Genomic DNA, 21,616 nt, shown 5'->3' with positions numbered 1-21,616 from the left:
GAATAGTTTCCAAAATAGTTTCGGGTTTTTCGACTACCTCTTCTATATCCTTTCACACTTCCCAACCGGAGTGTCAATGTCTCTTATTCATCGGGAACAGCTAAACTATCTGTAAGTTTCTCCCAGTACTTCTGACCTGCTTTTTACTCAGACCGCTTAAAGGTAACAGCCAGGCTATACCTGGAAGTTCCAGGCTTGCTCAGATTTTTTTCTATCTTATTTATACCTGTCTGTTCCCTACTGGGCGCTAAGGATAAACTACGAAAGGCGCAGCCGTAGTTCCGCTAGGCCAAGAAAAATTCAAGAACCCTTTATAAATAGAGAAAGCCCCTTCAAAGTGAGGGGCTTTCCAAATCTTGTTTTAGTAATTCCTTATACAGCTTTCGGCTTTTTATAAAGCGGCACTGTGCTGCAGGGTTCGCCATACATCACGCTGCTGGACACAGGCAATAGTTTGCGCATGACCTCGACGTAGGCATAAGTCGGGACAGGTATACTGCCGCAACCTTTCACCACGACTTTGGCATCTCTGTAGTCTTCCGGATTTATCTTAGCTATCGCCTCCTGCATGAGGGCCTGCTCCAGCGCCTCCAGGTCGCCGAACACATAGTAATTGGCATGCGCGTGCAGCTTGGTTGCCAACAGCATATAAGCCCAGGTCGGAACGATGGCATCCGCCGAGCAGATGATGGCTACATTCTTACCCGCATACACAGACCAATCATTGTCTTTTACAAAAGCCCTGAAATCTTTCTCCCGCAGCATGAGCTCCATGAAAAGATTATCCTTTATATCATACACCACACGCTCTCCCGGATGAAGCAGCTCTTCCAGGTTAAGAGTTGTCAGTGCACTTTGTGCTACTTTGTTTATTATATCAGACATCGTTTTGCTTCGTTAATATGTTTTTACTCGCACTTGTTATATAAACATCCTTTAAGTAGAAGGGTTCATAATAAGCTATGTCTTCAAAAGCCTGCTGTTCATACCGGGCTAAGGCAAGCTGACCTATTGTTTTAGCCGAAGGCTGTATCGTCTCTATAAAGAGTGCATTCTCATTTCCTTCTGTTAGCGTCCTGAATTTAGCAGCTCCGTTTCCAAAGAAAACGATCGGCTGCTTCTCCAGCTGCTCTTTTAATGTCTGCTCATCCAAAATGACCGGCGCTACGGGCAGCTGCTCTTCCAGGTTAGCATTCAGGAGACAGGTATAGACTTCCATACGCCGGGCATCAACCATCGGGCAGAACAGATATTGCTGTGGCTCCGGCACACTGTGGATAGCCTGTAAGGCCAGACCATATAAAGTAGATACCTCCAGCAACGGAATATCCAGCGAATAGCAAAGGCCTTTGGCGGTAGAGCTGCCTATACGCAAACCAGTATAAGAGCCCGGCCCACCGGAAACTGCCACCGCACTTAGTTGCTTCAGCTCCATACCACAGTTCTCCAATAGCTGGGAGATCATCACCGTGATATGGGAGGAATGTGACTTTTCGATTTGCAGCTCGGAAGCTCCCAGCAGGTCTGCTCCTTTATATAAGGCAACGGAGCAAACATTGGAAGAGGTTTCGAGCGCGAGCAGTAAGGGCATGCTGTAAGTATCTTATTAAAAAATTCACTACAAAAGTACGGCACGAAAGGCAAGAAACAAAAGTTAGCTTCCGGGCCGGCACTCCTTATATAGAAAGAGGGTGGTACTTCGCAGCACCACCCTCTTGTCGGACGTATGTCAATTATTTTGTTTTGAGGTAAGAAGCGTACTGCTGCGGATCAGTTAATACGCGTTTGGCCATCAGGATATCCGGATCATCATCGAATGAAGATTCAATATATCCCTTCTGCAGGTAATAGCGCGAAGCGATCTCAGCTTCCAGCATTTCCTGGATTTCAGAACGGAAACGCATCAGGTCATTTGATTTGTTGTGCGACACCTTCTTCTTGATGGCGTCCAGCTCTCCTTTGATGTCCTCCAGATGCTTGCCTTCTTTTGCTTTTTCGGTCAGATCTTCCAGTTCCTGCTCTACTTTCGTGGTATAGGAAACATCCTTTTTATCCAGGAAAGCCACGAACTTCTGGTAGTCAGCATCAGAGAGTTTGAACTGCGTGGCGGCAGGTATAGACGGGTGCTCTGCTTTATACTTATTGGCATATTCAAAGAAATAGCCTTTGGTAGCGATCGCCTTTATAATTTCGGAATAAGAGTTGCGCTCTACTTCCACATCCGGGCTAACCCCGCCGCCATCGTACACGACACGGCCGGTAGCCGTCTTGAACGCCACGCGGAGTGAATCCGGAATGGTGCCTACGCTGCCATCCTCGTTGCGATGCGTATAGTCAATGGCCTGAATACTGCGACCACTCGGAATATAGTATTTAGCTGTTGTTACCTTCAGCTGCGAATTGTAGGACAACGGGCGGGTGGCCTGCACCAGGCCTTTGCCGAAAGTACGCTCTCCTACCAGCACGGCCCGGTCGTAGTCCTGCATCACGCCGGCCACGATCTCGGAAGCAGACGCACTGCGGGAACTGGTCAGGATAACGAGTGGTATGCTTTTATCGAGCGGTTCGTCCAGGGCTTTGTAGGTCTTGTTCCACTCCTTCACCTTGCCTTTGGTACTAACAATGTCTTTTCCTTTGTCAACAAACAGGTTGGAGATATTCACTGCCTCGTGCAGCAAGCCACCCGGATTGTCGCGCAGGTCAAAGATGATTTTCTTGGCACCCTGCTCCTTCAGCTTCTGCACAGCCGTTCTCACTTCCTTAGAAGCATCCACGGTGAAGCCTGAAAGCTGGAAGTAGCCGATCTCCTTGTCCAGCATACCATAATACGGTACATTCTCCACCATGATATTGGCGCGCGTCAGGTCTACCGGTCTGGACTTTGTCTGTCCGTAGCTGCGCACTTCCAGTTTCACGACAGAGTTCGCCTGGCCTTTGAGCAACTTGCTTACCTCAGAGGTAGTTTTGCTGGAAACATTGACGCCATCAATTTTAAGGATCTCATCCCCAATCACCAGCCCGGCTTTGTGCGCAGGAGAGTTTTCGTACGGCATCTGTACCACGATCTTGCCATCGCGGCTGCCAATGATAGCCCCAATGCCACCATACTGCCCGGTGGTCATGGTTCTGAAATCTTCGATATCGTCTTCCGGGATGTAGTTGGTATAGGGGTCGAGTGACTTGAGCATGGCGTCTATACCTGTCCGCACCAGTTTGGCGGGCGGTACATCATCCACGTAATAGGTATTCACTTCTTTGAAGAGGGTAGCGAAAACGTCGAGGTTCTTGGCAATTTCAAAATAGCGCTCAGACTCTGATTTAAAAGAAAACAGGGTCAGCGCCAGGCAGCCTATGATCAGGCCGGCAATAGACTTCTTGTACATAATATTCCAGGTTTGAGGACGCGGTAAGACTACTTAATCAAACAACGTTCCAAACCGGAAATTAGTTTTTTTTGGATTGTATCAAAGGATTTTTTTTCCTTACCAATATAAATAATGGCAAGGAGGCGGGGTGCCTGCTCCTGATGCGGGGTAAACAAGTGCTTGTTAAGGCGGTAAGCCTCACGCACTTGGCGCTTTAAGCGGTTGCGGTCGACAGCGCGTTTGAAGTTGCGCTTCGAAACAGAAATAACTAACTGCGTACTGCCGGAAAGAGGTTCTTCAGGTGTGTAATATACAAACCTGAGCGGATACAAATTAAAAGAAGAACCCTTGCTAAACAGCTGCGAGATGAGTCGCTTACTGCACAAGCGTTCTTCTTTCGAAAATGTATAAGGAATAGGTTGCTCTGCTTTATCGTTCATTCACGGGATCCATTCAAATAGAGCGGCTCCGGGCTGAGCAAAGCGCAACCTACAATTAAGCCTTGTGTCTTCTTTCGTCAGAAACAGAAAGTTTCTTTCTGCCTTTTGCTCTTCTGCTAGCTAGCACTCTTCTGCCGTTAGCGGTTTCCATTCTAGATCTGAAACCGTGTTTGTTTCTTCTTTTTCTCTGAGAAGGCTGGAATGTTCTTTTCATCGTCTGCCAATGGTTTTATTATGGCCTGCAAAATTAAGGAAGCTTTTCTAAATTAGCAATGCCACTTCAGATAATATTTGAAAAAAGATCATAAATACTACTCTGGCAGCGCCAGATAACGTTAGAAGCCCTTAATTGCGTACATACTCGGCAAGCCAGTCAGCCGCAAGCGTGCCCCTTTTAACTAACTACCAGCACACAAACCGACCGAAACCACATGATCCGTCACCACCTCACTTCTGCCAATGTACTCACACACTTCCTGGAGATTACGGTCACTATACCTGATAACACACAACAGGAGCTATACCTGCAGCTTCCGGCCTGGCGCCCGGGCCGCTACGAGCTGCAGCACTTTGCCCAGAAGTTGCGTGGCATGTCGGCCAGCGCCAACGGTCAGGCTATACCTGTCCGGAAGGTGACCAAAGACCGCTGGCTGGTGCAGGCAGGCGGAGCAGCAACCGTGGAAGTCCGCTACAGCTTTTATGCCCGGCAAATGGACGGCGGCGGCTCCTGGCTGGATGAGGAACAGCTATACCTGAACGGGATCAACTGCCTAATGGCCGTGGAGGGGCGGCAGCAGGAACTCCAACTCCTCGAGCTCGAGCTGCCGGATAACTGGCAGATCGCCTGCGGCCTGAAAGAGACAGCGCGCCATACCTTGCTGGCAGCCAACTACGACGAACTGGTGGACAGCCCCCTTATTGCCAGTGGAAAGCTCCAGCAGGAAACCTATACGGTAGCAGGTATACCTTTCCACATCTGGATACAAGGAGACTGCCGGCCGGACTGGGAGCGGATCAAAAAGGACTTTGAGGCTTTCACAAAGGAGCAGTTGGAGGTGTTCGGCGACTTCCCGGTCCGGGACTATCACTACCTGAATGAGATCCTGCCTTACCGCTATTACCACGGCGTGGAACACGGCAACTCCACGGTCATCACGCTCGGGCCAGGGGAGCTGCTGATGACGCCCAGCCTGTACAAAGAATTTCTGGGCGTGAGTTCGCATGAGCTGTTCCATACCTGGAACATCAAGAAAATCCGCCCGAAGGAGATGTGGCCGTACGACTTTACCGGAGAAAACTACTTCCGGACAGGCTATGTGGCGGAAGGCATCACGACCTACTATGGCGATTACATGCTGGCACGATCCGGGGTGTTTACGGCGGCGCAATATTTTGAGGAGCTGAACACCACGCTGCAACGCTACTTTGCCGACTACAGCCGAAATAACCTCTCCGTTGCCGACTCGTCCTTTGACTTGTGGCTGGATGGCTACAAACCCGGTATACCAGATCGCAAGGTTTCGATCTACATCAAAGGAGCCCTGACGGCTCTACTGCTGGACCTGCAACTGCGCCGGAGCACAGGCAATACGTCCAGCCTCGATACGGTGATGCGCCACTTGTGGGAAGATTTCGGCAAGCGCGGCATCGGCTATACCGAGCAGGATTATGCGCAACTGGTACTGCGCATCGGCGGCGAACACTTTCAACCGTATTTTGAGCAGTACATCAATGGCACAGCACCCATAGAAGAAGCGTTGGATGAGGCCCTCCGGTATGTGGGTTGCACGCTACAGGCCGGGGAAAACGCGCTGCTGTACGAAGGCAAGTTTGGCTTCAAGACCATCACCGATAACCAGGCAATCAAGGTATCAGCTATCGCACCTGACTCGCCGGCCAGCGCTGTGCTGAGTGTGGAAGATGAACTGATCGCTGTGAACAACCGGAAACTGGAGCAAAACCTGCAGCCGCTACTGGCAGACACAGACCTGTCACAAGGTATAGAGCTCACCCTTTTCCGAAACAAGCAGTTGCGCCAGGTAACACTTCAGCCACGAGAGCAAACTTACTATACCAGGTATACGGTAGCTAAACGGCCTGACGCAACAGAAGCAGAGAAGCAGAACTTCAGGCTATGGCTGAAGCAGGAACATTAGAGATAAGATGTTAGAAATTAGATATTGGATGTTAGACTTCCTTCATGCAGCGTATGGTGGTTCCCGCCTTTAAAGAATGGTATCGTTGCTCGGGTTATCCACAAGAAAAATTGATCATCAGAACACTACTCCTGTGGCTTGTGTCTAACATCTAACGTCTAACATCTAGTTAAACAGAAGCTTTAGGTAGAAAGAGGGTTGTTTGAGTCGCTCCCGCAGGTCCAGGTCGGTGAACATGCACGAGATCGTTTCGGCCAGCGCCTGATTTCTGGAGGCTTTGGCGGCTACCTGGTTGAAGAGCCAGGGGTAATGAAGCAGGCGCTGCATGCGGCGGCTTAGCTTGAGTTCTTTCCAGAGCCGGTTGTACACGGCTTTGTCGTAGGCCTGCATAAAATCTGCTGCGAAATTCTGCTGTTGCAGACATAGTTCCGCCTGCGTGGCCGCCCACCTTCCGCTGATCATGGCATTGCTTATACCTTCGCCGGTGAAGGGATCGATGAGGGATGCCGCATCTCCTACGAGCATGTAATTATCGCCCGAGATCACGCGCTTTTTGGAGCCCAATGGCAAACCATACCCTTTGATGTCGCCTGCCAGTTCTGCTCCGGCAAAACGTTCTTTAAACTCGGGATGTGTTGCGATGATGCGGAGCATTTCCTTTTTCAGGTTCACTTTTTTCTGGCTCACCGTTTCGCTCAGCATACCTACCCCCACATTGGCGTAGCCGCCCGGCAACGGGAATATCCAGAAGTAGCCGGGCAGAAAATCCTTCAGAAAGTGAAGCTCGATGAAGTTGTCCTGGTCCAGGCCACCTACATTCTTGTAGTAAGCACGCAGCCCGGCACAGTAATGCGCCGGCTCCTGCTTTATACCTGCAATTTGCCTGGCGAAAGAAGAGTGCGCGCCATTGGCCGCGATCAACAACCGGGTTTCGAACTTATGATTACCGCTTTTGTCCGATAGCAGAAAACCGTCTTCAGTTTTTTCAATGCTTGCAATATCGATGCCTTCGAGCAGCGTTATCTCGGGCCGCTTTTTCACCTCACGTATCAGGAAGTCATCAAAGTCAACCCGCTTGGAGATATAACCGGAAGGCACATCTGCCTCCGGGTCATAGTTATACCTGAAAGGAACACGCAGCTTGTAGCCGGCCGGCGAAACAAAGTGTATCCCCCAGGATGGAAGCTGCGACTCCTGCTGACTCAGCCTACCGGTCAGGTCCGGACAGATCCGCTTGAGCTCACTCACCACTTTACCGCTGAGCGCATCGCCGCATACCTTGTCTCTCGGAAAAACGGCTTTGTCCAGCAGCACAGCGCGTATGCCTTTGTTGGCCAGGTGAAGGGCTGCGGAAGCGCCTCCCGGTCCGGCGCCCAGTATACAAATGTCGTGTTGCTGCATAAAACGCTTCAAGTGAAGGGTGCTAAAAATAAGCAGCAATTTTCAGCCGGGCACTATCGCAGCGAAAAAAGGTAGCCTTAAAACAAGAAGAGGAAAGCCGTGCCGGCCTTCCTCTTCTCTCACTTTTCATAGTCTTATTTTGTATTCCTGGCTTTCTTATTTTTTATCGTAAGGCATGTTATTGCCACCTTTCGCCAGGTTACGGTTTGGGTTCTGTACTTTGGTGTCATCCGCATTCAAAGCGCTTCGAACGGGATTATCTTCTATGTTGCCCATCGGCTTATTTTTGTTCTCGCCGGTCGGATTGTTCTTCTTCAATTCATCCAGCGTCTTCTTATTTTCGTTTTTTATGCTCATCGTTTGTCTCCTTTGTTGATCTGTGTCTAGTAGTTTTACCCCGGCACGCCCTACTTTGTTGCATTTTAAAATTCCAGCAGTACGTAAAACTGCCTCTGAAACGCAAAAAGGGAAGACCGAAGCCTTCCCTTTTTGTATACTATCGCGGAGTTTTTCTACTGCAACACCGTGTCAAACGCTACCAGGGTAACAAACTGCTGCACGCGGTTATCAATCTCTTCCTGGCTCAGGCTTTTCAGGCGCTCTGTACCGAATTTCTCTACACAGAAAGACGCCAGTGCCGAACCATAGATGATGGCACGCTTCATGTTTTCGAAGCTCGTATCGCCTGTGCTGGCGAGGTACCCGATGAAGCCACCGGCAAACGTGTCGCCTGCGCCGGTCGGATCAAATACTTCCTCCAAAGGAAGTGCGGGAGCAAAGAATACTTTCTCTTCGTGGAACAGCAAAGCCCCATGCTCGCCTTTCTTGATGATGAGGAACTTAGGCCCCATCGCTATGATTTTCTGAGCAGCTTTTACCAGGGAATACTCCCCACTCAACTGGCGCGCTTCTTCGTCGTTGATGGACAGCACATCTACCAAAGCGATCGTCTTGAGCAGCTCGTCCATGGCAATGTCCATCCAGAAGTTCATGGTATCCATTACGATCAGCTTCGGGCGGTTGGTCAGGCGCTCCAGCACGGTGCGCTGTACCTGCGGCGCCAGGTTACCCAGCATCAGGTATTCGCAGCCCTGGTAAGCCTGCGGAATGATCGGGTCAAAATCGCCCAGCACGTTCAGCTCCGTCACCAGCGTTTCGCGGCTGTTCATGTCGTTAAAATAGCGGCCAGACCAGAAGAAAGATTTTTCATTCTCCTTTACCTGCACGCCTTCGGTGCTGATGTTGCGCTCGTGCATGAGAGCAAGGTGGTCCTGATCGAAATCGCCGCCCACTACCGATACCACATTCACAGGCTTCACAAAATAAGAAGCTGACAAGGAAATGTACGTAGCTGCGCCACCTACAATTTTATCTGTCTTCCCGAAGGGAGTCTCCAGCGCATCAAACGCCATTGAACCTACTACTACTAAGCTCATATCTTTGCTAATTATGAATTACGAATTAAGAATTATGAATGGGTTCATACTTTAAAACCAGCACTTTAGCCATTCAACAATTTAGCAATTAACTCAAAATAAAAAAGCCCCTGAAGGTTTGCTTCAAGGGCTTGGGGTGGAAGATGGGTCTCGAACCCACGACCCCCAGAATCACAATCTGGTGCTCTAACCAACTGAGCTACAACCACCGTGTCTCATTAGAGAGTGCAAATATACGTCTCGTTTTCTTATTTACAATACGTGAGAAGCAATTTTTTGAATAAAATTCGTATCTCACTGTGGCTTTTAGACTTATAATTTAGCTATCGCAAGGTATAGCACTTACTTGCTCAACTTCGTTCCGCACCACGGGCAATAGTTAATGACCACCATGGTGGCGCTGCCGTTGTGCACAGGTATACCGTAGAGCCCTTCGTCCCATTTGTTAATGATTACCTCCGGGTCGTCATACCTTGTCTCGCCGTCCTCGTCCAGGCTTTCGTATACCTTGTCGGCCAGCATCAGGCAGCAGTAGCTCCCGTAGTCAAAGCCTTTGCTCTTCAGCTTCTCGGCAATGGCCCAGTTGTAGCAGGCTTCATCTTCGTGAAGGGCATCCGCATAAGCTTCGTAGTCTTCTGACCGGGTGACTTCCTCAGGTAGCTCTTTCCCAAAAAAGCGGGTATGCAGCGTTTTAAATTGCTCTAATTCCATCGTTATACCTTACCGGTCAAACAGCAGCCTCTCCCCTTTCCTGCTTTCATCAAATTCGCCCTCAGAGTAGGCCAGGTGCCCGGAAACGAAGGTATGGATGATGGTGCTGCTGAAGGTATGCCCTTCAAAAGGAGACCAGTTGCATTTATAATACGTGTTGTCTTTGCTCACTGTATAGGGCTTGTTCAGGTCCACCAGCACCAGGTCGGCCCAGTAACCTTCGCGGATGTAGCCGCGCTCGCGCACATTGAAAAGTATAGCCGGGGCATGGCTCATCTTCTCCACCACTTTCTCCAGCGTCAGCTTGCCCTGCTTCACAAACTCGAGCATCATCTGCAGCGAGTGCTGCACCAGCGGCACCCCAGAAGGCGCCTGCTTGTAGTTGCCCTGCTTCTCTTCCCACAGGTGCGGGGCATGGTCCGTGGCGATCACATCCAGTTTGTCTTCCAGCAGCCCTTGCAGCAAGGCTTCTTTGTGTCGATGCTCTTTCACAGCCGGGTTGCACTTGATCTGGGTGCCGAAGGTGTCATAATCCTCCTTGTCAAACCACAGGTGATGCACGCATACCTCTGCCGTAATGCGCTTTTGCGCCAGCGGAATGTCGTTGCGGAACAGCTTAAGCTCTTCTTCGGTAGAGATGTGCAGGATGTGCAGGCGGGTATTGTACTTTTCGGCCAGCTTCACGGCCAGGAAGGACGATTTGAAACAGGCTGCTTCGTTGCGTATCTCCGGATGGCACTTGACAGGTATAGCGTCGCCATACTTTTCCTCATAGATAGCCATGTTGTCGCGGATCGTCTGCTCATCCTCGCAATGCACGGCAATGGGTAGTTTGGCCCTGGAGAAGATCTGCTCCAGCGTTTGCTCGTTATCCACCAGCATGTTCCCCGTGGAAGAACCCATGAAGATCTTGATGCCGCAAACCGTGTTGGGGTTGGTGAGGAGCACTTCGGACAGGTTGTCGTTGGTAGCCCCCATATAAAAGGAGTAATTGGCCAGCGAGGTCTCGGCTGCAATTACATACTTGTCCTCCAGCAGTTCCTGCGTCACGGTGTTGGGCACGGTGTTGGGCATCTCCATAAAAGAAGTGACGCCGCCGGCTACAGCTGCCCGGGCTTCTGTCTCAATATTGGCTTTATGTGTCAGCCCCGGCTCCCGGAAATGCACTTGGTCGTCGATAGCACCCGGTAGCAGGTATAGGCCGGTGGCATCAATGATTTCATCTGCTTCGGTGCTTATACCTGCACCGATTTGTGCGATGCGGCCGTCCCGGATCAGGACATCGGCCGTCGTTGTTTTTCCTTCGTTTACGAGTTGGGCGTTCTGTATAAGGATGCTTTTCATGCGAATCGTTTTTTCAAGGCAGCTTAGATATCGGCTAATATACGGAGGAAATCATGTTTTACTGTGTCGTTTCCATCCACTTTACCTCCCAACCACAAAATTCCCGTACTTTTGTAAATAAGTAGAAAGTATAAGGACCACAACCATGGCAGAAGAAGCAGAGAAAGAAGCAACCACGTTCGAGGATTTTAAACTGAACAGACAGTTGCTGAACGCCATTGAAGAGGCCGGCTATGAAAAGCCAACCCCCATCCAGTTGAAAGCGATCCCGGTCATTATGGGAGGCCACGACGTGATGGGGATAGCCCAGACCGGAACGGGCAAAACAGCCGCGTTTCTGCTGCCCATCCTCATGAAAGTAAAGTATGCGCAGGGCCAGAACCCGCGGGCGCTCATATTGGCGCCTACCCGCGAGCTGGCCATGCAGATCGAAGAGCACATCAGCCTGCTGGCCAAATATACCGACCTGCGCCATACCGTCATCTACGGTGGACTCGGACCCAAAACGCAGATCGAAACGATACAAAAAGGGATTGACATACTCGTTGCCACCCCCAAGCGCCTCATGGAGCTATACCTGAAAGGAGAGTTGATCCTGAAAGAGATCAAGACGCTGGTGCTGGATGAAGCCGACAAGATGATGGACATGGGCTTTATGCCCCAGATCCGCCAGCTGCTGGAAATACTGCCCCGCAAACGCCAGAACCTGTTGTTCTCGGCTACCATGCACCCGAAGGTAGTGGAGCTATCCGAAGAATTCCTGGAGTTCCCGACCCGCATCGAAGTCACGCCGCAGGCCACGCCGGTAGAGACCGTGAGCCAGGTACTCTACCAGGTACCCAACCTGCGCACCAAGATCGCGATGCTCGAATACCTCATCAAGGATACAGAAACTTTTAACCGGGTAATCATCTTTACCCGAAGCAAGAAAAACGCCGAGGACGTCGCCAAGTTCCTGGAGCGCAAAGAGTACGGCGAAGTGCGCGCCATACACGGCAACAAAGGCCAGAACACGCGCATCAATTCCATGGAAGCCTTCAAGGGCGGTGATGTCCGCTTTCTGGTCGCGACCGATGTGGCATCCCGGGGTATAGACGTGACCATGGTGAGCCATGTGATCAATTTCGATGTGCCGTTTGTGTACGAAGACTACGTGCACCGCATCGGCCGGACCGGCCGTGCCGAGCAGGCAGGGGCTGCCATCACGTTTGCCAATCCGGCTGAGATGTACCACATCCGCAAGATAGAGAAGCTGATCCGGATGCAGATTTCCGAAGAGCCGATGCCGGCTGAGGTTAAAATACACGAGACGCCGTTTGAGGAGCAGCAGGCCATCGCCCGTGATGTGGACCACCAGAAACGAAGCGAGAACCCGGATTTTAAAGGCGCCTTCCACGTGAAAAAAGCCATCCCGAAAAAGAGACCGGACAAGAGCAAACGCGACCCGAAAGCGTCGTTCTGGCAAAAGACAAAGAAGAAAAAATAACAAAAAAGGCCCCTGCTCAGGTATAGCAGGGGCCTTTTTTGTTATCCGCTACAGGGGATCAGAAAAATCTGGCTGTCACGTCGCCAAATTCAAAAACCATATACGTCAGGATAAAGCTCCAGAAGAGCGCACTCCACAGCATGTGCAGGAAAATCCGCCTTTTGGAAGTGCCGAATACGGCTGCTACGATGGTTCCGAATACCGGCGTGAAGAGCAGTGGCGTGAAAAAAGCAACCCCGATAACGCCGAAGTTCCGCCAGATCTTGACGATGCGACGGCTTTTGGTTCCGAAAACCGGCTTCTGCTTTTCCCGACGGTAATTGGCATACCACCTGGATGCCGCCCGCCCGATAAAGGAAAAAACGATCACGCTCGTCATCATGCCGGCCACCGTAAAGAGCACCGTTTCCCAGTACGACAGGCCCAGAGAAATACCGGCCAGCGGTCCGCCAATGAACTTGACGGTACTGATCAGGAACACGGACAGGTATTTGAGAATCTCCTCCACCACAATGCTATCTTTTAAACCAGGGGCCTGCTACTTTCGTGTTATGTATACGCAGGAGCAGCTACCCGAAGAACAGTTTTTCAACTAAAATGTTCAGAAGAACAGCATGGCCTGCCTTCACGAACTACCGGTTCACGCGCCTGAAGCAAAGCTATACCTTCGGTCCGAAGGCCAGATCGCCTGCATCCCCCAGACCCGGCACGATGTAGAAATGCTCGTTGAGGTGATCATCCATCGCACCCAGCCAGATATGCGCCTCCGGCACCTCCTGCTGCACATAGGCCACCCCTTCCGGCGAAGCGATGGCAGCGGCAAAGTGTACCTGTACCGGCTTACCGTGACGCAGCATACCTTTATAAGATTTCACCAGCGACCTGCCGGTTGCCAGCATGGGATCAGCCAGTATCAGGATCTTGTCGTGCAGGTCCGTAGAAGCCAGGTAATCCATGTTGATCTGCAACTCCGTGTTCTGCTCCTCTACCCGGTAGGCTCCCACAAAGGTACTGTAGGCCTTGTCGAAGTAGTTGAGCATTCCGTTGTAGAGCGGTAAGCCGGCCCGCAGGATCGTCGCCAGCACCGGTTGCGCCGTCAACAACAGCGTTTGCGTGGTAGCAAGCGGCGTTACGATCTCTTTTGACTCATAAGGCAGCGTTTTGGAAATCTCGTAAGCCAGCAACTCTCCCAAGCGCTCCAGGTTGCGCCGGAAACGCAGGCTATCGTGTTGAACGGATATGTCCCGTAATTCTGCCACATAATGGTTGGCAAGGGAAGGGCGCTCTGTCAGGATGTGCAGGCTTTGGTTTTGCATACGTTACGATCTTTGGGTGTGCTAAAGATACAGCCTTTCACGGTGATGGCAATTCCGGGTGCTGAAAATCGTTATGGGTATCGTCTGCTATACCTGCCCGGCACAGGTAGTGCCGTACAAATCGTGTCTTTTTATTAACATTGCAGCGGCTTATTCAGTAGATTGCTTACAAAACCAACATTTTCCTTACAACGACCTCATCCCTTCTATATGAGAAATATACTTGCCGCACTGGCACTTTGCCTGCTGGCTATACCTTCGCTGCAGGCCCAGGATGTGTATGTGCCCTATGACCGCGACACCTACCACCTCATCGAGCGTTACCAGATCAAGCTGGGCACCAAGGTACCGCAACTGCATACCAACGTGCGCCCTTATGGCCGCCAGGATGTGGCCGAACTGGCAGAAGCTGCCGCCGGCGAGCCCCGCTCCAACGCCGACATGTTCAACATCCAGTACCTGCTCAACGACAACTGGAACTATACGACCCAGGAAAACGACAACGAAAGTAAGCGGCCTTTTTTAAAATACCTTTACCGCAACAAAACCGACCTGTATCATTACGAATCGGAAGATTTTACGCTGCGCGTAAACCCGGTGCTGCACCTGGAGCTGGGCCACGACAACCAGAGCGATGGCATGCGCTACATCAACACGCGGGGGGTGCAGCTGGAAGGCAGTATTGACAACCGCTTCGGGTTCTATACCTTCATTGGCGAGAACCAGGCCAAGTTTCCGGAATATGTCGTGGACCGCATCCTGCGGGATGGCGTGGTGCCGCACGAAGGACTCTGGAAAAGGTTTAAAGGGGATGGCTATGACTTCCTGACGGCGCGCGGCTACCTGAACTATTCCCTCTCGAAGCATGTCGAGATACAGCTGGGCCACGACCGCCACTTCATCGGCGATGGCTACCGCTCGCTCGTATACTCCGACTATGCCCCGCCGGCTTTCTTCTTGAAACTCAACACCCGTGTTTGGCGCCTGCACTACATGAACCTGTTCCAGGAGCTGACGGCCGATTACCGCCGCCGCGAAGGCGGAGACCGGCTGTTGCCTAAAAAGTACATGGCCCTGCACCGGCTGGGCGTGAACGTAACCGACAACCTCAACATTGGCCTGTTTGAGCAGATCATATTCGGGCGCGAAAAGGGCAAGTTTGAGCTGCAGTATCTGAATCCGGTGATCTTCTACCGCAGCGTGGAGCACAACCTGGGCAGCCAGGACAACGCCATGCTGGGCATGGACTTCCGCTGGAACCTGTTCAACACCGTTCAGCTCTACGGACAGCTGGTGCTCGATGAGTTTGTGCTCAACGAAGTGAAATCCGGCAATGGCTGGTGGGCCAACAAACAGGCCGGACAAGTAGGCGCCAAGTACATCGACGCCTTCGGCCTGCAGAACCTGGACCTGCAGGGCGAGGTGAACATCATTCGCCCCTATACCTACCAGCACCGCGACGGGAGCTCCAACTACCAGCACAACCGCCAGCCGCTGGCGCACCCGATGGGGGCCAACCTGTATGAGTTCATCGGCATCGCGCGTTACCAGCCTTTGCCGCGCCTCAACCTGACCGCCAAAGCCATCGCCACCCGCTACGGCATGGACCAGGACTCGATCAACTGGGGCAACAACGTAAACCTGGATTACAACTCCAGGCCGTATGACTTTGGTCACGAGATCGCCCAGGGCATCACCACCAACCAGTTGCACCTGGACCTGACAGGCACGTACCAGCTGCGCCACAACTTTTTCGTGGACCTGAAGGGCATCATCCGACGCACCGACGCCGAAGTAAATACATTTGATAAAAACTCGGTCTATACCTCTGTGGCACTGCGCTGGAATATTGCCCAGCGCCTGCACGAGTTTTAGAGGACAGGTATAGCCAGCCATACGGGAACGGGGAGACTTCAGCAGAAGCTCCCCGTTTTGTTTTCGGTGGCGTCATACCGACCTGGTAAGCAGCCCGACATAAGCCCTGCCCAAAAATTATCACATACCGGGTTGATTTTGGCTATCTTTGCAGCGGCTTGGCCGACAACAGGTATAGCAGAGCCTTAAACATTGTAATTCACTAATACTTAAACGTTTCCGTGCCGGGTGGACTTGTCTGCCCTGAAGCGCGGGACTGCCTCGCCGGCTACACAGTGGCTGGAGGCGGACATATACCAACATGAAGACTTATCTCCGGATACTGCAGTTTGCGCGGCCCTATAGTCGCTTTGTGCCGCTCTATACTATTTATACTGTGCTGGGCATTATTTTCGGCCTGCTCAACTTCACGCTCCTTATCCCGCTGCTCAGCGTACTTTTCGGGACGGTCGGCACGGATGATGCCGCAGTTATGGCGGTTACCAAACCAGAGTTCAGCCTGTCTATCGACTACTTCAAGGATTTCTTCAACTACCATTTCGGGCAGGTGATCCTGGAACATGGCCGGAAGGGTGCCTTGCTGTTTGTCTGTATCATCATTACCTGCTCCGTGTTCCTTTCCAACGTCTTCAAGTACCTGGCTTTCCGGGTGGTAGGCGCGCTGCGGGCGCATGTGGTGAAGAAGATACGCCATGCCACGTACGAGCGCGTGACGGAGCTGCACCTGGGTTACTTCAGCAACGAGCGCAAAGGTGACCTGATGACACGCATGACCGTGGACATACAGGAAGTAGAATCCTCTGTGGTAAATACGCTCACCGTTGTCATCCGGGAGCCGATCTCAATCATCGCTTTCTTTGTGGTGCTGTTCTCGATGTCGGTGAAGCTGACACTTTTCACGCTGATCCTGCTGCCGCTTTCGGGTTTGCTGATAGCAGGTATAGCCAAGCGGCTCAAGCGTGCGGCACAGCAGGGGCAGGAATCGCTGAGCTTTATCCTCACGATCATAGACGAAACGCTGAGCGGTATCCGGGTGATCAAGGCGTTCAATGCAGAGCCTTACATCCTGGACAAGTTCCACCAGCAGAATAACCGCTACGCCAACATCCAGCGCTCCATTGCCAACAAGCGCGACCTGGCTTCTCCATTCTCCGAGTTCATGGGCGTGACTGTTGTGGCGGGCTTGCTGCTGTTTGGCGGCACCATGGTACTCAACCAGCAATCGGATCTCAAAGCCGAGGAGTTTATCACCTATATTGTCCTGTTCTCGCAGGTGCTGGTGCCGGCCAAGGCCATGTCAGCTGCCTTCAGTAACATCCAGCGGGGCCTGGTATCCGGAGACCGCATCCTGAATGTGATCGATACCGAACCGCAGATCCAGGATAAGCCGGAGGCCAACGTGTTGCCCGAGTTCCGTCACCAGATCGAGTTCCGGGATGTAAGCTTCGGCTATGATCAACACAGCGTCCTCAAGCACATCAACCTGACCATCGAAAAAGGAAAAACCGTAGCGCTGGTCGGACCCTCAGGAGGGGGCAAGTCCACCCTAGCCGATCTGATCCCGCGTTTCTACGACCCTACTTCCGGCGCTATCCTTCTCGACGGCCACGACATCCGGGACTATACCATGGAGTCGGTACGCGACAAAATGGGCGTTGTGACGCAGGAATCCATTCTCTTCAACGATACCATCTTCAACAACATCGCCTTCAACAAGACCGATGCCACGGAAGAAGAAGTGATGGCAGCGGCAAAAATTGCCAATGCCCATGAATTCATCATCCAGACGCCGGATGGTTACCAGACCCTGATCGGGGACCGGGGCGGTCGGCTCTCGGGTGGTCAGCGGCAGCGCCTGAGCATTGCCCGGGCCATCCTTAAAAATCCGCCGATCCTTATCCTGGATGAGGCAACCTCTGCCCTGGATACCGAATCCGAGAAGCTCGTGCAGGAGGCCCTGACCAACCTGATGAAGAACAGAACTTCCATTGTCATTGCCCACCGCCTGAGCACGATCCAGCATGCCGACGAGATTGTAGTTTTACAACAAGGTCAGATCATTGAGCGGGGCACGCATGAGGAATTACTGCAGACGAGCGGATTGTACGCAAAACTGACACAAATGCAGTTGGTCTCATAAGGGATTCGTACTGTTTATTGTAACAAACTATTGCTTTAAATTAAATTCTGGCGCTAGTATTTCGGGATATTCATATTTTTTTTATAGTTTAGCCCCATACATTTTTGCACCAAAATCCAACCTTAAAGTATGAAAACACTTAAAACCCTTACAGATGTAATCGTATTCTGCTATGCCATGTTTATAGCACTTTTGCTTACAAACCTGCTTGACCAGAATGCCCTGTTCAGTGTCTCGACCGAAGAACAGATATTGGCCTTATACAAAACCCTGGGCGCGGTAGGTGCGGGCCTGATGATGGTGAAGCTTTTTGTGGGAAAGCTGTACATTGCATCGCTTAAGTATGACCGCCACATGGCACAGGTTAAAATTAATGAACTCAAAGCCGATCTTTACGAGCGGAAGCAGGAGTTCAGAAGCAACAGCTACAGAGAATCCAGAGTAGAAATGGCTGTAGCAAGCAACTAAAAACATTACATGACCCAAACTATACTTGAAGAGCTGAAACAGGCACAGCAAACGCTTGCCAATTTCATGGCTGATTCTGCCAACATTACGGCAATTGAAAAAGCGGCCGCTGCCATGTCCGATGCTGTGGCTGCTGGCGGCAAGATCTTATCCTGCGGCAACGGTGGTTCTATGTGCGATGCCATGCACTTTGCAGAGGAACTGACGGGCCGCTACCGCAACAACCGCCAGGCTATACCTGCCATTTCCATTTCCGATGTCAGCCACATGAGCTGCGTCGGCAACGACTATGGCTACGACTATGTGTTTTCCCGCTACATCGAGGCATTGGGCAACAAAGGCGACGTCCTGCTGGCCATCAGCACCAGCGGCAACTCGGCCAATGTACTGAAGGCAGCAGAAGCCGCCAAAGCCAAAGGGATGACTGTGGTAGGCCTTACAGGCAAAGACGGCGGCAAACTGGCACCCTTGTGTGACGTGGAAGTCCGGGTACCGCACATGGGTTACGCCGACCGCGTGCAGGAAATTCACATCAAAGTCATTCACATACTTATCCTGCTGATAGAAGAGCAACTGGTAGCGCGCGTATAATCGCGTAGACAATACGACACGCCTGTTATTAGTCCAGCAGCAGGAGGCATCCGGGTATAGCAGATCAGGGTCACGTCTCCTGCGTTTGCTACTGCCGGCGGCCTGCTCACCCGCTCAAGTCTGGCTCGTTTCCGGCGCCAATTTCCGCTGGTCCGAAGGATGGCCTATTACCCGGAAGGGCCGCAGAACCAGGTATAGGTCGATGAGGTATCTGCTGCAGGAATCAGCTTCAAAAGATCTTCCTCAGACGGCAGTTGCATTGCCATTACGGTGCATGAAAAATGCCACCATCCCTCCCACGCTTTTTAGCCTGCAAAGCCCGAATTGCTATACCTGGGGAAGCGGCAAGCCTGCTGATCACATCTCTTTTCCCGTATATCTGAAAATTTATACTTTTCAGGGGCATCGGCCGGAATCAATTGCCGGAAGCTGGTGTTGCTGCTTAAAATCCTTTTTAAATTGCACTTTATCAGACCATAGCTCTACTTTATGCTTATCAAGACCTTTGGCAGCGCCGTGCAGGGCGTGAACGCCTTTACCGTGACCGTGGAAGTAAGTGTTAGTGCCGGTGCCAAATATTTCCTGGTGGGCCTTCCCGACAACGCCATCAAAGAAGGCGAACAGCGTATAGAGTCGGCGCTCCGGCAGTATAATTACAGACTAAAACGCCAGAAGACGATCATTAACATGGCTCCTGCCGATATACGCAAAGAAGGTTCTGCCTATGATCTGACCATCGCAATGGGTATGCTGGCAGCTTCCGGGCAGATGGCTTCTGATAAGCTGGCGGAGTATATGATCATGGGAGAGCTCTCGCTGGATGGGTCGCTCCGCCCGATAAAAGGCGTGCTTCCCATTGCGATACAGGCTCGCAAAGCCGGCTTCAAAGGGTTTATCCTGCCTGCACAGAATGCCAATGAGGCGGCCATCGTCAACAATCTCGACATCATTGGGGTCAACAACATCAAAGAGGCGATCGATTTCCTGAACGGGGAACTGGACGTAGAGCCGCTCCACATCGATACCCGCGACATTTTCCAGAGCAGCGCTGATCAATACGCCGCTGACTTTTCGGATGTGCAGGGGCAGGAGAATATCAAACGGGCCCTGGAAATCGCAGCAGCCGGTGGGCATAATGTGATCATGATCGGTCCTCCGGGTGCCGGCAAAACGATGCTGGCCAAAAGGCTGCCGTCTATCTTGCCGCCACTCTCCATGCACGAGGCCCTTGAAACCACCAAGATCCATTCCGTGGCGGGCAAACTGGGGGAGACCTCCTCCCTTTTTGTCACGAGGCCATACCGCGCGCCACACCATACCATATCGGATGTGGCATTGGTAGGAGGCGGTGGCATTCCGCAGCCCGGCGAAATATCCCTGGCGCACAACGGCGTTTTGTTTCTGGATGAGTTGCCGGAGTTCAAGCGTACGGCGCTGGAGGTCATGCGCCAGCCCCTCGAGGAGCGCCGCGTCACCATCTCCCGGGCCAAAACAACCTTAGAATTCCCGGCTAACTTCATGCTGATCGCCAGCATGAACCCGTGCCCCTGCGGCTACTACAATCACCCCGAGAAAGATTGCGTGTGTGGTCCCGGTATCGTGCAGCGCTACCTCAACAAGGTAAGCGGCCCCTTGCTGGACCGGATCGACCTGCATGTAGAAGTCACGCCTGTCACCTTTGATGAAATGACGGCTACGCGAAAATCTGAAAGCAGCGAAACGATCCGCACCCGGGTCGTGACAGCCCGGGAACTGCAGCGGGAGCGGTTCAAGGATTTTGACCATATTCACTCCAACGCCATGATGCCATCCCAGATGGTAAAAGATATATGCCAGGTTACGGATGCGGGCAGAACCTTGCTCAAGACGGCCATGGAACGACTGGGACTCTCTGCCCGGGCATACGATCGCATCCTGAAGGTAAGCAGAACGATTGCTGATCTGTCCGGCAGCGAGGAAATAAGAATTGAACATTTAGCAGAAGCTATTCAGTATAGAAGCCTGGACAGAGAGGGCTGGGCCGGCTGACATACCTGCTTCATAAAAAGCTACAAATCAGCCCATTAAAAGCAGCAACAGAACTAATCTCTGTTGCTGCTTTTGTTTCATGCGGATCGATTTTTGCCCGGTTTATTGCACTGGTTGCTTCTTAAAACTTAATTTATTTTAAGACTTTTCTTTGAGTCCTGCGTAATAGGCAGGGGTCAGGCTCCAAACTGAAAAAGAAAAGGAAACCTGATGTAGAATACCCATTAAAACTAACAGAATTACTACTATGAAGAAGACGTTTTTATTGCTTGTATTGGCGGTAACTACTATGGTTGCTGCACATGCGCAGGGGCCACGAATTGGTATCAGGGCCGGAGCAAACTATGCCGGCTTCGGGGGCTCAGACGCAGACAACCTGGACAGGATATGGGGAGGACACGCTGGTCTTACCGCTAACTTCCCGGTGACGACTGATAACTTTTTTTCTATACAGCCGGAATTGCTTTTCTCGATGAAAGGCGCCGAAACGAAAGATGATGTGTTTAAGGTCAAAGTCAACTACCTCGATGTGCCTGTACTGGGCCGTGTGAATGCCGGTCCGCTATACTTTGAGGCAGGCCCCCAGGTATCGGTGCGTATCAGCGGTGACGTAGAACAAAACGGAACGAACATACAGGACAACCTGGATGACTTTAAAAGAACCAGTCTGGGGTATGCCGCAGGTGTAGGTTTATCCGCTACTCCCCTTGGTCTAAGCATCGGGGTGCGGTATAACGGCGACATTTCTAAACTTTATGATGACAGCAGTGCACCAAATTATCGCAACGACGTATTTATGCTAACTCTGGGCTACCAATTTGGCGCCAGATAAGAACTCCATTAGTACAAAATAACTATG

Annotated in this window: 20 protein-coding genes and 1 tRNA gene; 8 read left to right on the top strand and 13 right to left on the bottom strand. The window is 51.7% G+C overall.

The window, feature by feature from the left end; genetic code table 11:
- Positions 1-372: 372 nt before the first annotated feature.
- The 5 genes from OB13_RS10095 to rpmH all read right to left on the bottom strand — a co-directional run bounded on the left by OB13_RS10095 (position 373) and on the right by rpmH (position 4,019).
- Entirely contained in the window at positions 373-885 is a 513-nt protein-coding gene (locus OB13_RS10095; protein ID WP_461490041.1) for a DUF2480 family protein, read from the bottom strand.
- Positions 878-1,591, bottom strand: a complete 714-nt coding sequence (gene tsaB / locus OB13_RS10090) for a tRNA (adenosine(37)-N6)-threonylcarbamoyltransferase complex dimerization subunit type 1 TsaB (RefSeq protein ID WP_461490040.1) — start codon at positions 1,589-1,591, stop codon at positions 878-880. The genes OB13_RS10095 and tsaB overlap by 8 nt, the downstream gene beginning before the upstream one ends.
- Before the next feature lie 142 nt (positions 1,592-1,733).
- Positions 1,734-3,383 (bottom strand): S41 family peptidase, encoded by a 1,650-nt coding sequence (locus OB13_RS10085; protein ID WP_461490039.1) that lies wholly within the window; start codon positions 3,381-3,383, stop codon positions 1,734-1,736.
- A gap of 29 nt (positions 3,384-3,412) precedes the next feature.
- A complete protein-coding gene (gene rnpA, locus OB13_RS10080; protein WP_461490038.1) occupies positions 3,413-3,805 on the bottom strand; it encodes a ribonuclease P protein component in 393 nt (130 codons plus the stop codon).
- A 55-nt stretch (positions 3,806-3,860) separates the two neighbouring features.
- Positions 3,861-4,019 (bottom strand): 50S ribosomal protein L34, encoded by a 159-nt coding sequence (rpmH, locus tag OB13_RS10075; RefSeq protein WP_071594924.1) that lies wholly within the window; start codon positions 4,017-4,019, stop codon positions 3,861-3,863.
- A 217-nt stretch (positions 4,020-4,236) separates the two neighbouring features.
- On the opposite strand from rpmH, the gene OB13_RS10070 reads away from it, so the two are divergent.
- A complete protein-coding gene (locus OB13_RS10070) occupies positions 4,237-5,961 on the top strand; it encodes a M61 family metallopeptidase (RefSeq protein WP_461490037.1) in 1,725 nt (574 codons plus the stop codon).
- 165 nt (positions 5,962-6,126) lie between these two features.
- Here the strand turns inward: OB13_RS10070 and OB13_RS10065 are convergent, their stop codons facing one another.
- From OB13_RS10065 to OB13_RS10040, 6 genes are all read right to left on the bottom strand, one after another.
- Positions 6,127-7,374, bottom strand: a complete 1,248-nt coding sequence (locus tag OB13_RS10065; RefSeq protein WP_461490036.1) for an NAD(P)/FAD-dependent oxidoreductase — start codon at positions 7,372-7,374, stop codon at positions 6,127-6,129.
- A 144-nt stretch (positions 7,375-7,518) separates the two neighbouring features.
- Complete coding sequence (locus OB13_RS10060; protein WP_461490035.1) at positions 7,519-7,719, bottom strand: hypothetical protein; 201 nt, start codon at positions 7,717-7,719, stop codon at positions 7,519-7,521.
- A 155-nt stretch (positions 7,720-7,874) separates the two neighbouring features.
- Positions 7,875-8,798, bottom strand: a complete 924-nt coding sequence (locus OB13_RS10055; protein ID WP_461490034.1) for a PfkB family carbohydrate kinase — start codon at positions 8,796-8,798, stop codon at positions 7,875-7,877.
- Between the two features lie 132 nt (positions 8,799-8,930).
- Positions 8,931-9,007 (bottom strand) — tRNA-His (locus OB13_RS10050).
- Positions 9,008-9,140: 133 nt separating this feature from the next.
- The gene (locus tag OB13_RS10045; RefSeq protein WP_461490033.1) at positions 9,141-9,509 is read right to left on the bottom strand and encodes a DUF6980 family protein; all 369 of its coding nucleotides are present in this window, start codon (positions 9,507-9,509) and stop codon (positions 9,141-9,143) included.
- A 9-nt stretch (positions 9,510-9,518) separates the two neighbouring features.
- Positions 9,519-10,853 carry a dihydroorotase gene (locus OB13_RS10040; protein ID WP_461490032.1) on the bottom strand — a complete coding sequence of 445 codons (1,335 nt, stop codon included), beginning with the start codon at positions 10,851-10,853 and terminating at the stop codon, positions 9,519-9,521.
- Positions 10,854-10,998: 145 nt separating this feature from the next.
- Here OB13_RS10040 and OB13_RS10035 point away from each other — a divergent pair, with 145 nt between their 5' ends.
- Positions 10,999-12,339: a DEAD/DEAH box helicase gene (locus OB13_RS10035; RefSeq protein ID WP_461490031.1), complete on the top strand. Its 1,341-nt coding sequence runs from the start codon at positions 10,999-11,001 to the stop codon at positions 12,337-12,339.
- Between the two features lie 58 nt (positions 12,340-12,397).
- Here OB13_RS10035 and OB13_RS10030 read toward each other — a convergent pair whose 3' ends face one another.
- Positions 12,398-12,847, bottom strand: a complete 450-nt coding sequence (locus tag OB13_RS10030) for a hypothetical protein (protein WP_461490030.1) — start codon at positions 12,845-12,847, stop codon at positions 12,398-12,400.
- Between the two features lie 151 nt (positions 12,848-12,998).
- Positions 12,999-13,655 (bottom strand): uracil phosphoribosyltransferase, encoded by a 657-nt coding sequence (upp, locus tag OB13_RS10025; RefSeq protein ID WP_461490029.1) that lies wholly within the window; start codon positions 13,653-13,655, stop codon positions 12,999-13,001.
- Positions 13,656-13,865: 210 nt separating this feature from the next.
- On the opposite strand from upp, the gene OB13_RS10020 reads away from it, so the two are divergent.
- The 6 genes from OB13_RS10020 to OB13_RS09995 all read left to right on the top strand — a co-directional run bounded on the left by OB13_RS10020 (position 13,866) and on the right by OB13_RS09995 (position 21,589).
- Positions 13,866-15,530, top strand: a complete 1,665-nt coding sequence (locus OB13_RS10020; protein WP_461490028.1) for a hypothetical protein — start codon at positions 13,866-13,868, stop codon at positions 15,528-15,530.
- A gap of 301 nt (positions 15,531-15,831) precedes the next feature.
- On the top strand, positions 15,832-17,670 hold the full coding sequence (locus OB13_RS10015; RefSeq protein WP_461490027.1) for an ABC transporter ATP-binding protein: 1,839 nt from the start codon (positions 15,832-15,834) through the stop codon (positions 17,668-17,670).
- 129 nt (positions 17,671-17,799) lie between these two features.
- Complete coding sequence (locus OB13_RS10010; protein ID WP_461490026.1) at positions 17,800-18,138, top strand: hypothetical protein; 339 nt, start codon at positions 17,800-17,802, stop codon at positions 18,136-18,138.
- A gap of 9 nt (positions 18,139-18,147) precedes the next feature.
- Positions 18,148-18,729, top strand: coding sequence for a D-sedoheptulose 7-phosphate isomerase (lpcA, locus tag OB13_RS10005; protein WP_461490025.1), 582 nt, complete (start codon positions 18,148-18,150; stop codon positions 18,727-18,729).
- Positions 18,730-19,218: 489 nt separating this feature from the next.
- Positions 19,219-20,757 carry a YifB family Mg chelatase-like AAA ATPase gene (locus OB13_RS10000; protein WP_461490024.1) on the top strand — a complete coding sequence of 513 codons (1,539 nt, stop codon included), beginning with the start codon at positions 19,219-19,221 and terminating at the stop codon, positions 20,755-20,757.
- Between the two features lie 247 nt (positions 20,758-21,004).
- The gene (locus tag OB13_RS09995; protein ID WP_461490023.1) at positions 21,005-21,589 is read left to right on the top strand and encodes a porin family protein; all 585 of its coding nucleotides are present in this window, start codon (positions 21,005-21,007) and stop codon (positions 21,587-21,589) included.
- Positions 21,590-21,616: the final 27 nt, after the last annotated feature.

It is taken from the genome of Pontibacter sp. HJ8 (assembly GCF_054824225.1).
This window is presented reverse-complemented; position numbering and strand designations above follow the sequence as displayed.

Excerpts from the sequence above, each read along its gene's own strand:
- OB13_RS10010 (WP_461490026.1), top strand. The coding sequence starts at position 17,800 with ATGAAAACACTTAAAACCCTTACAGATGTAATCGTATTCTGCTATGCC.
- OB13_RS10035 (WP_461490031.1), top strand. The coding sequence starts at position 10,999 with ATGGCAGAAGAAGCAGAGAAAGAAGCAACCACGTTCGAGGATTTTAAA.
- OB13_RS10095 (WP_461490041.1), bottom strand. The coding sequence starts at position 885 with ATGTCTGATATAATAAACAAAGTAGCACAAAGTGCACTGACAACTCTT.
- upp (WP_461490029.1), bottom strand. The coding sequence starts at position 13,655 with ATGCAAAACCAAAGCCTGCACATCCTGACAGAGCGCCCTTCCCTTGCC.
- OB13_RS10015 (WP_461490027.1), top strand. The coding sequence starts at position 15,832 with ATGAAGACTTATCTCCGGATACTGCAGTTTGCGCGGCCCTATAGTCGC.
- OB13_RS10060 (WP_461490035.1), bottom strand. The coding sequence starts at position 7,719 with ATGAGCATAAAAAACGAAAATAAGAAGACGCTGGATGAATTGAAGAAG.
- OB13_RS10085 (WP_461490039.1), bottom strand. The coding sequence starts at position 3,383 with ATGTACAAGAAGTCTATTGCCGGCCTGATCATAGGCTGCCTGGCGCTG.
- tsaB (WP_461490040.1), bottom strand. The coding sequence starts at position 1,591 with ATGCCCTTACTGCTCGCGCTCGAAACCTCTTCCAATGTTTGCTCCGTT.
- OB13_RS10040 (WP_461490032.1), bottom strand. The coding sequence starts at position 10,853 with ATGAAAAGCATCCTTATACAGAACGCCCAACTCGTAAACGAAGGAAAA.
- OB13_RS10020 (WP_461490028.1), top strand. The coding sequence starts at position 13,866 with ATGAGAAATATACTTGCCGCACTGGCACTTTGCCTGCTGGCTATACCT.
- OB13_RS09995 (WP_461490023.1), top strand. The coding sequence starts at position 21,005 with ATGAAGAAGACGTTTTTATTGCTTGTATTGGCGGTAACTACTATGGTT.
- rnpA (WP_461490038.1), bottom strand. The coding sequence starts at position 3,805 with ATGAACGATAAAGCAGAGCAACCTATTCCTTATACATTTTCGAAAGAA.
- OB13_RS10070 (WP_461490037.1), top strand. The coding sequence starts at position 4,237 with ATGATCCGTCACCACCTCACTTCTGCCAATGTACTCACACACTTCCTG.
- lpcA (WP_461490025.1), top strand. The coding sequence starts at position 18,148 with ATGACCCAAACTATACTTGAAGAGCTGAAACAGGCACAGCAAACGCTT.
- OB13_RS10045 (WP_461490033.1), bottom strand. The coding sequence starts at position 9,509 with ATGGAATTAGAGCAATTTAAAACGCTGCATACCCGCTTTTTTGGGAAA.
- rpmH (WP_071594924.1), bottom strand. The coding sequence starts at position 4,019 with ATGAAAAGAACATTCCAGCCTTCTCAGAGAAAAAGAAGAAACAAACAC.
- OB13_RS10055 (WP_461490034.1), bottom strand. The coding sequence starts at position 8,798 with ATGAGCTTAGTAGTAGTAGGTTCAATGGCGTTTGATGCGCTGGAGACT.
- OB13_RS10000 (WP_461490024.1), top strand. The coding sequence starts at position 19,219 with ATGCTTATCAAGACCTTTGGCAGCGCCGTGCAGGGCGTGAACGCCTTT.